This window comes from Rhizobium sp. P40RR-XXII (assembly GCF_012641405.1).
Taxonomy (GTDB): Bacteria; Pseudomonadota; Alphaproteobacteria; order Rhizobiales; family Rhizobiaceae; genus Rhizobium.
On sequence record NZ_JABAII010000035.1, the window covers coordinates 1 to 13,365 of the forward strand.

Below are 13,365 nucleotides of genomic sequence, written 5' to 3' on the forward strand. Positions count from 1 at the left end.
CGGATGTGAGGTTGTATAGGCCCGAGAAACCGGGCCGGTAATTGCTATGGGCTCAGACCGCGGATCCGCTCACCAAGGAGAAATTCGATGCCACTTGAATGAACAATTGACAAAAGACCTGATGTGAGGGGATACGAACCGTAGGTCCTGCCAATGCCCAGCGCCGGATGAAGGTTCAGCATTTCGCCCGAGAGCGAGATACTGTCGCAGCCTTCCTCGATCTTCTCCGGCAGAAGCAAAGCCGTGGATACATCCATCCCTGCGGCAGCCCGTCATTGAAGGTCGGCGATCCCTTGCAGCCACCTGGCTGACTTTTATTTGTCGGTGAGGAATGGAGGCTCAGCCGATCGGGGTAAGAAAAGGAGACTTTGCCGTTGCGGAAAGCCGATCGAGGCGCAGCCGCTCTTCGGTCAGACATGCCTCACCGAGCGCGCATGGACCCGCCCATTGTCGGACAATGAAAAGGAATTCCCACATGGCTCCCCGTCAAACATCGATTGCACGCGAAATCGCCTCTCCATGGATTGACTTTAAGTAACGACGAATCAAATGCTTGCCGGCCTAACAGAGGAGAACACTGATGGCCGACGAACTCACGATTGAGACCACTGCGACGACCGAAACGCCAACTGCAGCACCCGCTGAGAAGAAGACACGCAAGTCACGCACGCCGAAAGCTGCCGCCGAAGCCAGCAACGTCGAAGCTGCCGTTGCATCTGCTGAAAAGCCGGCCAAGAAGACGCGCGCAAAGCGTGGCTCCAAAGTGGTTCCGGTGAAAGCCGAAAAGCCGGTTGCCGCACCGACGGTGGCCACCACTCGCGCGCGCCGGGTTCAAGCTGCTGCTTCCGCTCCGGTCTCCACCGCCGCTGACGTCATTGACGATATCGCCGACCTCATCAAGCTTGAGGAAGAGAACAAGCAGCTTCGTAAGGAGCTCTCCGAAAAGCTGCGCACCGAAAACGCAGATCTGCGCAAGCGGCTCGGCAAGGCCTGATTTCTGGTTTTGAGGGGCGCCACGTATTTCCATGCGATGGCGCCGCCGATCTTTCGTCCGATTGGTCGGGATCAATGCGACCTAGGTGACAATAAATGACCGCGGCGATGTCCCGCCGCCATACTTTGAAGGTTACATGTGATGAGAACACCATGGAGATTTGTAGCCGACCTGGTGTCGCGTAAACCGAAACCACATACTCATGACGACAGCCCAGCAGTCGAACCGAAGACAATTGCTCCCGAATATAAGACCGTCCCAGAAGAGGAACAACCTGGCCTCGGTGCGACGGCGATCGACCGCTCCGCAGAGCCTGGCTCCGCGGCGCAAGTCAATGCCAGCCGACCGGAACCTGACACCGTCCCGACTGAAGCCGGAACGGCGGCGCCAGTTGCAGCGGAAGCTCCTGCGGCCGCAGTCAGTAACGAGGAGACCGCAACCCTCGCCACCACGCAGCGGGCCGAGCAAACTTCACCTGCCTCCCCTGCGATCGAAGGTGCCGAAACGCTGCGGAAACCAGCGCCAGCAAGTCGAAAGAGGGTTGAGCCGATCGCGGAGTCGACGGCTTCGATCGGAACAGCGTTAGGGGAACCTCCTGCCGTCGCAGAGGGCCCGAGATCCCTCACGGATGAAATGGCCGACCTCGATGCGGAAATCTCTACGTTACGGCGTCAGCTTGCAAAGAAGCTCATCGAGCAGAATGCGCAATTGCGCAAGATGCTCGCCAGGTTCGAGGCGAGCTAATCGCGCGCCGCCATTCCGATCGAGGTAAGGCCCCGCCGATGGCGGAGCCTTGGGATGTTCATCAATCCCAGTTCGGTGAATCGGCGTCACCGAATGCCCCCCCATAGTTGAAATATCAATACCTTGTGACGCCGATCTGCCTCTAATCAACGCGTCGATTCACAAGCTAAGGGTCGTGACCAACAACCTGCGGCTAACGCGGACCCGTGGTAATCTCATGAGACTGCCAACTGTAGTTTGAGATGGAGGCGGCGATTATCGCAGAGGACCTAGAAGTTGCGCGCCGAGCTAGGAACTCAGCTGTTCGACAAAGTCGAGCGCAAACGAAACATGGGGGGTGTAGCTTTGATAAAACCATATTATTCCCGCCCGTCGAAACTCAACGTGACAGCGGGAAAGTTTGCTACAGCCAAAAGCCAGTACAATGATGCTACCAAAGTCCAGGACAGCCCTTCGTCTGCTTGCGCGAACCTCCAAACTTTCCGGGACGGGTATTAGTCGTTGGCGGACCTTCAGATCGTGGAATTTTCCGATCGTGACATGCAAAGTCTCCGCCGGGACGATCTTCTGAAAGCCTTCGGTGATCGCCCATTCAAGGAATTCGTCTCGATTAAGAAGCTCTCTGATGACAAACATTCGCTTCTCTAGCAGAGCTGTCCGAGAACCGCTATTCGGTTGAAAAGAGGCGTCACCGCCCGATTGGCATCGCCTGCCGCTTAACGCCTTGGTGGCCTAAGATACGTGTTTAACGACGTCGTTAAACACGTATCTTGGATATGCAAATCAGGCTCATAAATCTCCCATACCTTCATCGCCGCCCGCTCGCGTGAATCCGGACTTCCGGGCGTCCCATGCGCGAATTCATCGCCGCGACTGGTCGGCAGCTTGAATGTCTCATCGCGATCGGCAAGACCGGAGAGATCGACGGTCAAATCAAAAAGCTGCTGGGCGATCAGATGCACAACGTCCCCTTCGCGCTGAATGCGGCCATTGATCGCCATCATGCTGGATCCAAGCACGATGCGCCGGCGGCGTTCGAAGAGTGTTGGCCAGACGACGACGTTGGCTGGGCCGGTCTCGTCCTCGACGGTCGGGAACATGACGCCCTTGGCCGAACCCGGCTTCTGTCGCACCAGCACAAGGCCTGCCGTCATCAGCAACGGCCATCAGTAGATGACATCGCCTCTTCGCAGGTGACGATATTAACCCACTGCTTTGAGAGGATATGAGTCGAATTGGTCAACCCCCATGTTTGCATCTAGGACGACGCTCCCACGCCCGGCCGATTTCGCGCAGTAGAGAGCCGCGTCCGCTGACTTCAAGGCAACTTCGCAGCCTGGACTATTCACTGTCACTTCGCTGATCCCAAACGACGCGCCAATGGACACTTCGCAGCCCGACAGTTTCATTTTGCCGGAAAGAGAGCTTGAGAGGTGTCGGCACATGTCCGCCGCTTGCGTTGCCGACAGGCCAGGCACCATGATGGCGAACTCATCGCCGCCCAACCGAAACAGCTTATCTTCCGTGCGAACGCCTGCTCGAAGCCTTGAAGCGACGACCTTCAAGAGCTCGTCGCCAACCGCATGCCCGTGGGCATCGTTGACGGCCTTGAAGCCATCCAGATCGAGACAAACGACGCTGAAAGTGCCCCTCTCCGCCAATGCCATAAATTCCGAATTCAAGAGCGAGCGATTAGCGAGGCCCGTTAGAAAATCATGGGTCGCGGCGTGCCACATCTGTCGTTCCCGGTTCACCAGCATCTTCGCTGTCGTCTGCGTGATGCGAATCATCGCAACAGCGCCGGCAGCAAGAACGAGTCCCACGGTCAGGATTAGAGGCGACGACTGCCAGAGGACATCGGACGCAGGTGTTGGCGGAAGCCAGGACAGAACCTCAATCTCTCCCCCCGCTCCAACGGCGATTTCGGCACGGGCGCGATCCGGCGCAACTGCGGGGAGAGGACTGATTTGGGCGTCGTCGAGCAGGAAGCGCTTTCCGAAAAAATCCTGTAGGGTACCACCGATTGGCATCGCGGTGATCAAGACAGGCGCGCGCTCCCCTTTCGGCTTGGATGTCCCAAAATCGGGCTGGAATAGGCTGACCGAAAGGAGCACCGCTTCGTCCCCAATGACCTCGATCCGGCTGGTCGCAAGCGGAGATGGAATGCCGGTCTTCTTCGGTTGGTGCTCCCGAGAGCGGATATTTCTCAGCAGATCGGCGGCATCCTGGACCATGGAGGTGGGGCCACGCACGAAGAAGGGCCCATTCTTTACCGTGTCATCCGTGCGGGAATAGATGATGGTGTTCTGGGAATTGAGGACAGCCACCGAGCGTGTCCTCGACGTACCGATTAAGGACGCGCCTATGTTTCTGTCCGTCCAGTCTGCGTCGAAGGTATTATCCAGCTTTGCGATTGCTTCGTCCCAGATGGTCCAAGCTGTCAGGGAAAATTCGACGTCAGAGATCCACAAAGAGATATTACGCTCAACGAGCATCTCCTGGCTCCGTCTTGCCTCTGCATCAATGCGTTTCACGCCATAATAAGGAAACGTGGCCATCGCAGCGATGAATAAGGCTATGCCGACAATCGCCGGGCCGACGAGCCTGAAATGTAGAAAGCGCATCGCTGCCGATCGTCCTCGATATTTAACAAGTAAACTAAGCCTATTCGTTAGAGCTTACCGCGACGTTATCGAGTTCTTTTACTTACTGGAGATTTTTGCTAATCGCCTAATCAGCAGTTCGCCTCGATATGAGACTGCTTTTCATCGTCACTGATACTTTTGCGGTCAGTGCAAAGTTGGTCGACCCTCCAGGCGCCGCCTAAGTACCTGCCCGGACTCGCGCGATATGGGGCAAAGTCATGGGGATCAGCAGGCTCTTTTCAAAGGAAGCTGATCACGCGAATTGCGGATATTTTCCGCTTTCGATGTTTGCTATGGTGATGACGGCGGTCGCCTTCACCGGGGCTTTGTGTCGTTCTTTTCCTTGTGACGCCGGGCGGCGGAAAGCGCACGGCCGGGCATCGAGACCTTCCTTGAAGAGGCCGTTCTCGCAATGCGATAAGCTGACCTTTGAAGCGAGACTGACCATGCGACAGCAGGGGAGCCATGCCGGATTCATTGATTCCCGGTATGGTTTAGGCCCGAGACTTACGATTCTCGACCCTTGTCAGCGTAAATCAGGGCTTATGATTGGAATCGGCGGTCCCCTGCAATACACGCCAGAGCGCTGATGCTGCTGGCCCATGCGCGCGCCCGGCTCGGCGCGCGGCGACAAGCTCGATCACGCCGCCATGGAAATAGCTATTGGCCATGGAGATCAAACGGCCGTCGCGCAACTCAGCATCGACAAGAAAATCCGGCATATGTCCCCAACCAAGTCCCTGTAGGATCACTTCTTTTTTCATGAGTTGATCACTGACGGTGCAGGTGCGGGCGCCTTCGATGACGTAGTAACTCTTAGCGGGCCATTGTTCCGCACTATCTCGAATGATGCATTGAACGAGGTCCCGCATCCGCTCCAGCGACGCCTCCTCCACTGGAAAAGGCAGAAAATTCGGAGCGACGACGGGAATCAGCCGAATACGTCGAAGATTGATCGTTTCAAAGCGCGGATCGCTTTGGTCGACGTGATGTAGGATCAAGTCCGTACGATCCTGCATTAACAGCTCCCATGGGCCGGAAATCGCGGCGAATTGAAGGTGCAAGCGAGTGGCTGGGCGACCGTCGAAGAAGGTGCGCAGGAGTTGAAGCATTTCAGGAAGCGGCGATAGATCGCCGATCACAACCCGTACCTCGCTTTCCTCGCCAGCGGCAAGGTGTGCCGCATAGACCTGAAGGTCCGCCATTTCCGCCAGGACGCGCCTGGCGCGTGACAAGAACGCCTCTCCGACGGGCGTGAGCGTCATGCGATAACCGGCCCGATCGAACAGGGGAAAGCCGATTTGGTTTTCGACGTTGGTGATAGCCGTATGCAGCGTTGGATGAGTGCGCCCAAGCCTGAGCGCGGCGGCCTGCAGCGATCCTTCCGAAACGACGGCATCGATTGAGCGAAGTTGGGCAAGCGTCAGACCATTCATCGAAACAAATCTACAATGTTTGCAGAAACTTTGTAAAATAAATTAGGCCGGCTCGCCTGTATATCTGCCGCGAAGAAGAAGAGGAGCACAGCATGCGCGCCATTGTCATCACCAACCCAGGCGGCCCAGAAGTTCTCAGTTTCGCCGAGCGGCCCAAACCGGAACCTCGGCTGGGCGAGGTCCTGATCGCCGTGAAAGCCTTTGGTCTGAACCGAGCGGAGCTTTATTTTCGGAGCGGCGCCTGGGGCCAGGTGGCCGAGATCAGCGGAATCGAGTGCGCCGGCATCGTCGAGACCGATCCCGAGGGAATCTATACGCCCGGCCAAAAGATTATCGCTCTCATGGGAGGAATGGGACGTACACGTAATGGCTCCTATGCGGAGTTTGTGAGCGTCCCGCGCGAAAATGTTGTCCCTGTTGAGACCGATCTTCCTTGGGAGCAACTCGCCGCCCTTCCTGAATCCTACGCTACCGCTTGGACCTGTGTGATTGCCAATCTTCAACTGCGAGCCACCCAAACGCTGTTGATCCGCGGCGCAACTTCGGCGCTAGGACAAGCGGCCTTGAACATCGCCGCGGGATTGGGAGCGACAACGATCGCCACAACGCGAAGGGAACAGCGGGCGGACGTGCTCCACCGGCTTGGCGCGACGCATGTCATAATTGGCGACAGCGAATTGCGTGCCAGAGTACGCGATATCGCGCCGACTGGCGTGGATGCCGTGCTGGATCTGATTGGCACAACGACCGTGCTCGACTCCTTAGCGGCACTTCGGCGCGGCGGTCGTGTCTGTCTGGCGGGATTTCTCGGCGGGGGCGCGCCATTGGACAGATTTGATCCCGTCTTCCAAATGCCAAGCGGCGTTCATCTCAGCACATTCGCCAGCGCCTTCGCCTTTGGCACTGTAGATTACCCACTCGATGAGATTCCGTTCCAGCAAATCGTCGACAACGCGGCGCGAGGGGTCTTCCAGGCAAAACCCATTCATGTATTTGATTTCGAGGATATTCAGGCCGCACACGTGATCATGGAGGCGAATGACGCCGGCGGAAAGGTCGTCGTGCGCATTTGAAGCTGAACCATAGAGCTCTGTGGCAAGTATTCCGGATGGTGGGGAGTTCCCACTCTGTGCCGTCAAGCGGCCTGACCCTCGAGATTCTGAGCGAAGAACGCGACACCCTCCGCCGGCGCGACACGATCTTTGCCGAACCCTCCATGAGTCCGACCAGTCGGCTCGGAACCGCCATGTCGCCCCTATTGGGATTGCGTGGAAAGGCTAGCGACGAAGTATAATTGGCGCCCGATTTCGCATGGGAAACTTGAGGAAGTTCGCGTTCGCTCAGGGAATATCTTTTCCGTCGAAAGGGCGTCTCGTAACGATGGATTGTTCCGCGCTCTTGAAAGGAGCAGAACCGACAACCCTCTTATTACGCGAGCTATACGTTTGAAATTCCTCAGTGGTGGACATCGGCTTTGCCTGCTCGGGATGAACGATTTAGGCCGAAGGTGGCCGACCTGCGTTGAAGGCCGCAATATCGGGCTCAAGGCTTCGTTTGTACTGCGCAACTGAGCACCAAACGCCGGCACCTCGTCTCATGCGACCAGCGCCTTGGTCAGTTCGAGTACCTGTCGCTCGAACAGGCGACAAATGCCGTTATTGAGGCGAATGGGTCTTGATGGTCATCCTCCACAATCTTTCACTTGTCGAAGACCAGTAGTCGGTCCTGCGCCCGCACGATCGAGCAGCGGTGCGCGATCACCAGCGTCCTGCGGGTCGTGGTCCCGCTTATAAACGTTAGAGCGACAGCACAAATCGTTGCGCTGTCTGCTGCAGTTTCCCGCCGATCGACAAAGGAAACTCTGGTCGGCGCTTCCCAGATCAAAAGCAGCGGCGGCAATGGGACGGACAGGCTGCGAATAGCCGATCGGGAAACCGCCATCGATCAGCACAAGAGCGTTCATATAGGATCGCGAGAAGGGAAAGGCCGATCGGCCCCGAGGGAAACTTCGGTCCCCAGTTCAGCCGGACGCATTGTGCGATGGCAGTTCGAAGAGCGCGCCAGGTGCTCGTTGACCCGCCAAGAACCTAAGCCCTTACGCGGCCAACTCGCGGATGGCCTTCGCGAGAATCTTGATGCTTGGCTCGATTGCGCTGTCGGCGATGCGGCCATATCCGACGAAGAGACGACGAGGTCCAGAACAAGTCGTGCTGTAGCGCCCGAGCCCCTCGGTCGCGACGCCGTGGCGCCGCAAATGGTCGATGATGCGGGCCTCGCCGGTCGCGTCTATCTGGTCAGGCAGGCGAAGCGTCACGTGGAGCCCGGCGGCAGCGCCCTCGGTTGCGAGCTCAGGGAGCGCCGACGCCAGGCAGGAGAGCAACCGGTCGCGGCGGTCACGATAGAAGCGTCGCATCTTGCGCAGGTGCCGGTCATACGCCCCGCTGTCAATCATGTCGGCCAGCGCATCCTGGTCGATCCTCGGCGGCCCCTCGCTCCAGCGGCGCAACTCACCCGCCATCGACTCCGCAAGGTCAGGCGGCACGACCAGCCAGCCGAGCCGCAGCGCCGGTGCGAGCGTCTTGCTGGCAGTTCCCGCGTAGATGACGCGATTGGGCGCAAGGCCCTGCAAGGCGCCGATCGGCGCCTGATCGTAGCGGAATTCTGCATCGTAGTCGTCCTCGAGGGCGAATGCGTCACGTTCCCGCAGCCAGCGCACCAGTTCCTGGCGCCGCGCCGCGCTCAGCACGGCTCCGATTGGAAACTGGTGCGCTGGCGTGACGAACACGGCCTCGACCGAGAGGGCGGCAAGTTGCGGCACGTCCAGACCTTGCGCATCCACCGGTACAGGCGCGCGCCGCAGGCTCGATTTGTCGACCGCAACCCAGTCGCTGTAGCTGGGATCCTCCACTGCCAGACCACGCACGCCCTTCGCGTAAAGCGCCGCGCAGGCGAGCGCGCGCGCCTCCGCGAAGCCACTCGTGACGAAGATGGATGCCGGATCGGCGATCACGCCGCGGACCCGGCCGAGATAATCTGCCAGCGCGTGACGCAACACGGGACTGCCCCGCAGATCGCCATAGCCAAGATCGCTTGCGGGAAGGTCCGTGAGGACCTTTCGCAGCGAACGGAGCCAAAGGCGCCTGGGAAACATCGACAGATCCGGTATGGCCGGTCGAAGGTCGAACCGGATTTGTTCAAGCTCCGCCAACACCTCCTCGCTTCCAGAAGCCGCCACGGCTTCCCCGGCGACCACAGGTCGGGCGCCGCGGCGAAGACTCAGATAGCCCTCAGCGGCCAGTTGCGCATAGGTGTCGACCACGAGCGGTCGCGAGATGCCGAGCTGCGCCGCAAGCACGCGCGTCGAAGGCAGGCGGACGCCGGCACGTAGCGCACCGGTACGGATCAGGTCGAGGATCCCGCGGCGGAGCTGGGCCGCGAGGGTCTCCGGAATGCCTCGATCGACCGACAGGGGAAGTCCATCCGTCAAACTGGACAACGAATTTGCATCGGAACTGGTCATGTTCAGTAGACCACTAGCACGTTAGGAATCGAACGCATAGTCACAACCAGAGACACCGAGATGTCGATCGCAGCCACCGCAACACCTATCCCGGACGATGGAAGCAGGACCGCGATCCTCACTCCCGCGATCCTGACCTTGGCCGGTTTAATGCTGACCGCGATGGGAAGCTTCTATCTGCTTTTCTCCGCGATTCCGGCGCACGCTGCCGCGCTTGGCGGCGCGTCAGCTGCGGGCTTGTCCACCGGCGCATTGATGACGACGACCATCATCGGCGAATTGATCGCGCCCCGAGTGATCGTCAGGCTCGGGCGCCGCCGCGCGCTGGCGGCGGCGCTGCTCACGATGACACTCCCTTGTCTCGCGACGTTCTCGACCTCGCTTGCACTGCTCCTTGCCACTTGTGCCGCGCGCGGGTTTGGGGTTGGAATCCTGCTGGTTGCGACCAGCGGCCTGGCCGCGCAACTGGCGCCGCCGGTGCGGCGCACAGAGGCGATGGGCGCATTTGGCGTCGCCTCCGCGATCCCGGCCATCGTCGCCGTCCCGCTCGGCCCCTATTCGCTCGCAACCCTCGGCCCCGGCGGAACGGCTGGCGTTGCCGTAGCTTTCGCGGTCGCCGCCTTGCTTACCGTCGCGCTTCTTCCCGAAGGCAGCCCGGCGCCTCACGATACGGGTCACGCCTCTTCGTTTCCGCCGCTTCGCGCGACGGTTTGGCCAATCACGGCGCTGGCCCAGGGTGCCGTCGTGGTCGGTGCTGCGATAACCTTCCTGCCCTTGGCGCATCCGGAACTCGATCAGGCTACGATCATGATCGCTCTCCTCCTCCAGATGTTGTTCGCGGCATGCGCTCGCTGGGCGGCGGGCCGGCCGATCGATCGGCATGGTCCCCGTGGGGCGCTGATCGCAGCGACAGGGCTCTCCATCGCCGGCTTGCTCTTCCTCGCGGCGCCGGGAGTCTTCGCAGTAATGATTGGCATGGCGGTGAGCGGCATCGCTTTCGGCGTCGCGCAGAGCGCCAGCCTCTGCCGGCTGCTCGCTCAAGCCAAGCCGGCGCAGGCGGACGCCGTGGGTGCACTCTGGAATGGAGCCTATGATGCAGGGCTGGGCATCGGAGGCTTCGCTCTCGGCGGTCTAGCCCCTGCGTTCGGTTACACGCTCTCGTTCCTAGCGGCAGGGGTCATCTTGGTCCTATTCGCGGGCGCTGCCTTCCTCCATTTCGAAAAGCGTAGCATTGCATGCTGAGGCGCGAATCCGCGACCGGCGTCTGCTGAGGAAGGTAAAGGAGGAACACGCGCCATGCGGGCGTTCCGAAAATTAGGATGCTGCGGTGTTTGAGAAGGGAAGGAAATTGAGATGAGAAAGCTGAAAGTATCGACGCTCGTCACGCTTGATGGCGTGATCCAAGATCCAGGTGGTTTCGGTGAGACTGAGCAGGGTGGCTGGGCCAACCCATACTTCACTGAGGAAGCCGAGAAAGACTCGCTTGAGCACCTGATGGAGGCCGACTATTTCCTATGCGGACGAACCACCTATGAACTTCTGTCAAAGAAGTGGGGCAAGATCAAAGGCGGCCCCTACCTCGAGCGGATGAACAGCATCCCGAAGCTTGTCGCCTCACGGACACTGGCCGAGCCGTTAGAGTGGAACGCCAAGCTGATCAACGGCGATGTCGCCGAGGAGATTGCCAAACTGAAGCTAGAGCCCGGCAAGGACATCGAGATGTATGGCAGCGCGTTACTCCTGCAAACGCTGATGAAGCACGGCCTAGTCGATGAGTACCGAGTCTGGGTGCATCCGTTCGTGATCGGCAGCGGGAAACGCCTATTCATCGAGGGTGGGAACTCCGCAAAGCTGCGGCTCGCCAGCTCGAAGACGCTCAGTTCGGGTGTTGTGATCTTGACCTACGAGCCGGTCGGCCAAGGCGCAGTTCTGTGACGACCAGTCCGGCGCGGCCAGAGATCGTGAAGAAGCAAAGATGGCTTCGACCAGCGGGTTGGTCCATCGAACTGAAGTCCGGCTAAAGGCCAATTGCAGTTATCTACGGCCGTTACCGAGCCAAGCCTCGCGTGCATGTTCAATCAGCTTTGGCTACCTGGGCGAGGTTCGCTAGCATTTTCTTCCAAAGCTGTTGCGCGCCAGGCGGTCCGGCGCCGCTCGCCTGGAAATCCAAGTGCGAGCCTGCCCCCCTTGGTCTGATCGTCACATCGATCTGTGCCAGGCCGGCGAAGTGTTGGGGCACCGCCAAACTGAATGACAGGCGTGTAGGCGCCTCGCAAATCGCGTACCGACCGTCATGCGTGATGATGTGACTACCCTCGTGTTCGACAATTGAAAAGGCGCCACCCGCCCGAGGGTCGGTTTGTGCTTTGAGCGTGTTGGTCGGCGATTTAAACAGCCAGCGCTCCATCATCGACGGGTCGACCCATGCGGCAAATACCGCTTGGGGATCTGCGTCGAGATCGAGCGCAATCCTGGCTTTGACCTCTGCTGTCGACATTTTACGCTTTCCCTGGACGCCTTACAAAGCGCAAGACCTCTGAATTTGTTCCCTGCGGGAACGCCTGACAGCGGGCCGCTTAAAAAGCCATATCCATTGGGTCCGAATTTGATGCAGTGGACGGCTCCTTCGCTGGAACCGGGAGGTGTCACTTTGCATGGATTATTCGAAGTGAACATAAATGGGAAGCATGATCTCTGGCGCTTCCTGGCGCAGACGCGGGGTAACGACAGCCAAGCACCATTGAATCTCGGCATAGCGGCCGGCAAAATGGATCAAAGCAAGTGGCCCTATCCGATCTATCAGCTCTTTCTCGGAGAGTTGGTACCGCAGTAGGTCGTGACAAAGGCCACAAACAGCGACAGTTTTTATGAGGCTACGTTCTATGTTGGCGAATGGCACATATCGCGTGGCGAGGCCGGTGCCGGAACATGAATCGCCATACATTACAAACTGGTGGCCGCCCGAATTCGGAAGAAGCGCGGTGATAGGCTCATGTGCCATTGTTTAAATCTTTACTCCGTTTGGGAATGTCATTGACGGTATCGCCGTCGGCGCCCCCGCCTTTGAGCGGTTGCGGCAGGTGCGGTCCGTTCGCAACGATTGACACACCGGGGTGTCTTCACGGCGCTTTCACTCGAAGTCCTGAGGCTTTATGTCTTCGGCACCGTGTTTGGCGCGGAGGACAACGATTCTATCTGAATATGAACGATAGTAGATGCAGCGGTTTCGGTAGGGGGAGCCCACGCAAGCCCGGAGCGATGTGGTCGCGAGGCGAACCCGTGAAATCAACCTCTGCAATCCATGCGATCTTGGCCGTCAGATCGGTCAGAAATTCCTGGGCATAGTGAGGGCTGGTTTCGGCGATATAACGCCTTATGCTCCGCAGGTCGCTGATCGCGGACGGCGCAATAATCAGGCGCTTCGGTTTGATGGCCCTATCCTTCGTTCATAACGTCTTTGAGTAACTCAGCACCACTGGCATATTCTTTCCCAAGGCCGGATTCAATTTCGTCATCGGCCTTCTGGATATCTCTGCGAAGGGCCTGCATTTTGAGTTCGTGATCGGCAAGCATGCGAATACCTGCACGCACCGCCTCGGTCTCAGTACCGAACCGCCCGTTCCGCACAAGATGTCGGCTGCCAGCCGATGAGTCCGGCGATGGCGGCGGGCAGACGGATGGAGCCGGACGTATCCGTTCCGAGGCCGATATCCGCAAGGCCCGCAGCGGCCGCGACGGCCGAGCCCGAAGATGAATCACCCGGAATGAGATCGGGATCGGAAGGATTGATCGGCATACCGAGCTGGATGTTGCCGCCGATGAGGGAATAGACGAGTTCATCCGTATTGGTCTTGCCGACAAACTCGGCACCCGCATGCAAGAGGGGTCTGAACTAGGGGTGCTGTCGACGTCTTGATGCCGGAGGTAGCGAATAACATGGCATTGCTGGCGGCCGCCGGATAACCACTAACATCTGAAAGATCCTTGACGGCCAGGCGAAGGCCGGAAAGCGGGCCGGCAGCCGCA

12 protein-coding genes and 2 pseudogenes are annotated in these 13,365 nt (G+C 59.0%); 5 read left to right on the forward strand and 9 right to left on the reverse strand.

Translation table 11 applies throughout. The features are described from left to right. Positions 1-580 precede the first annotated feature (580 nt). Positions 581-994: a hypothetical protein gene (locus HGP16_RS33115; RefSeq protein WP_168844167.1), complete on the forward strand. Its 414-nt coding sequence runs from the start codon at positions 581-583 to the stop codon at positions 992-994. A 1,032-nt stretch (positions 995-2,026) separates the two neighbouring features. On the opposite strand, the gene HGP16_RS33120 is transcribed toward HGP16_RS33115, so the two are convergent. From HGP16_RS33120 to HGP16_RS33135, 4 genes and pseudogenes are all read right to left on the reverse strand, one after another. Next, positions 2,027-2,374: a phage prohead protein gene (locus HGP16_RS33120; RefSeq protein ID WP_168844168.1), complete on the reverse strand. Its 348-nt coding sequence runs from the start codon at positions 2,372-2,374 to the stop codon at positions 2,027-2,029. 80 nt (positions 2,375-2,454) lie between these two features. Beyond that, a pseudogene (locus tag HGP16_RS33125) lies at positions 2,455-2,939 on the reverse strand (OB-fold nucleic acid binding domain-containing protein); the annotation flags it as partial. A gap of 1 nt (position 2,940) precedes the next feature. Next, a complete protein-coding gene (locus HGP16_RS33130; protein ID WP_168844169.1) occupies positions 2,941-4,362 on the reverse strand; it encodes a diguanylate cyclase domain-containing protein in 1,422 nt (473 codons plus the stop codon). Between the two features lie 557 nt (positions 4,363-4,919). After that, positions 4,920-5,819 (reverse strand): LysR family transcriptional regulator, encoded by a 900-nt coding sequence (locus HGP16_RS33135; protein ID WP_168844170.1) that lies wholly within the window; start codon positions 5,817-5,819, stop codon positions 4,920-4,922. A 92-nt stretch (positions 5,820-5,911) separates the two neighbouring features. Here HGP16_RS33135 and HGP16_RS33140 point away from each other — a divergent pair, with 92 nt between their 5' ends. Beyond that, a complete protein-coding gene (locus HGP16_RS33140) occupies positions 5,912-6,892 on the forward strand; it encodes a zinc-binding dehydrogenase (RefSeq protein WP_168844171.1) in 981 nt (326 codons plus the stop codon). A 1,022-nt stretch (positions 6,893-7,914) separates the two neighbouring features. Here HGP16_RS33140 and HGP16_RS33145 read toward each other — a convergent pair. Next, positions 7,915-9,339, reverse strand: a complete 1,425-nt coding sequence (locus HGP16_RS33145) for a PLP-dependent aminotransferase family protein (RefSeq protein WP_168844172.1) — start codon at positions 9,337-9,339, stop codon at positions 7,915-7,917. Positions 9,340-9,399: 60 nt separating this feature from the next. Here HGP16_RS33145 and HGP16_RS33150 point away from each other — a divergent pair, with 60 nt between their 5' ends. Both HGP16_RS33150 and HGP16_RS33155 read left to right on the forward strand, forming a co-directional pair. Continuing rightward, a complete protein-coding gene (locus HGP16_RS33150; RefSeq protein WP_168844173.1) occupies positions 9,400-10,581 on the forward strand; it encodes an MFS transporter in 1,182 nt (393 codons plus the stop codon). Positions 10,582-10,692: 111 nt separating this feature from the next. Beyond that, on the forward strand, positions 10,693-11,274 hold the full coding sequence (locus HGP16_RS33155) for a dihydrofolate reductase family protein (protein WP_168844174.1): 582 nt from the start codon (positions 10,693-10,695) through the stop codon (positions 11,272-11,274). 139 nt (positions 11,275-11,413) lie between these two features. On the opposite strand, the gene HGP16_RS33160 is transcribed toward HGP16_RS33155, so the two are convergent. After that, the gene (locus tag HGP16_RS33160; protein ID WP_168844175.1) at positions 11,414-11,836 is read right to left on the reverse strand and encodes an SRPBCC domain-containing protein; all 423 of its coding nucleotides are present in this window, start codon (positions 11,834-11,836) and stop codon (positions 11,414-11,416) included. Between the two features lie 171 nt (positions 11,837-12,007). Between HGP16_RS33160 and HGP16_RS33165 the strand changes: the two genes are divergently transcribed. Next, entirely contained in the window at positions 12,008-12,172 is a 165-nt protein-coding gene (locus HGP16_RS33165; RefSeq protein WP_168844176.1) for a hypothetical protein, read from the forward strand. A gap of 358 nt (positions 12,173-12,530) precedes the next feature. On the opposite strand, the gene HGP16_RS33170 is transcribed toward HGP16_RS33165, so the two are convergent. The 3 genes and pseudogenes from HGP16_RS33170 to HGP16_RS33180 all read right to left on the reverse strand — a co-directional run. Beyond that, on the reverse strand, positions 12,531-12,770 hold the full coding sequence (locus HGP16_RS33170) for a type II toxin-antitoxin system RelE/ParE family toxin (RefSeq protein WP_312867362.1): 240 nt from the start codon (positions 12,768-12,770) through the stop codon (positions 12,531-12,533). Positions 12,771-12,774: 4 nt separating this feature from the next. After that, complete coding sequence (locus HGP16_RS34330) at positions 12,775-12,912, reverse strand: hypothetical protein (RefSeq protein WP_246705654.1); 138 nt, start codon at positions 12,910-12,912, stop codon at positions 12,775-12,777. Positions 12,913-12,946: 34 nt separating this feature from the next. Then, positions 12,947-13,334: pseudogene (locus HGP16_RS33180) on the reverse strand (amidase family protein); the annotation flags it as partial. Positions 13,335-13,365: the final 31 nt, after the last annotated feature.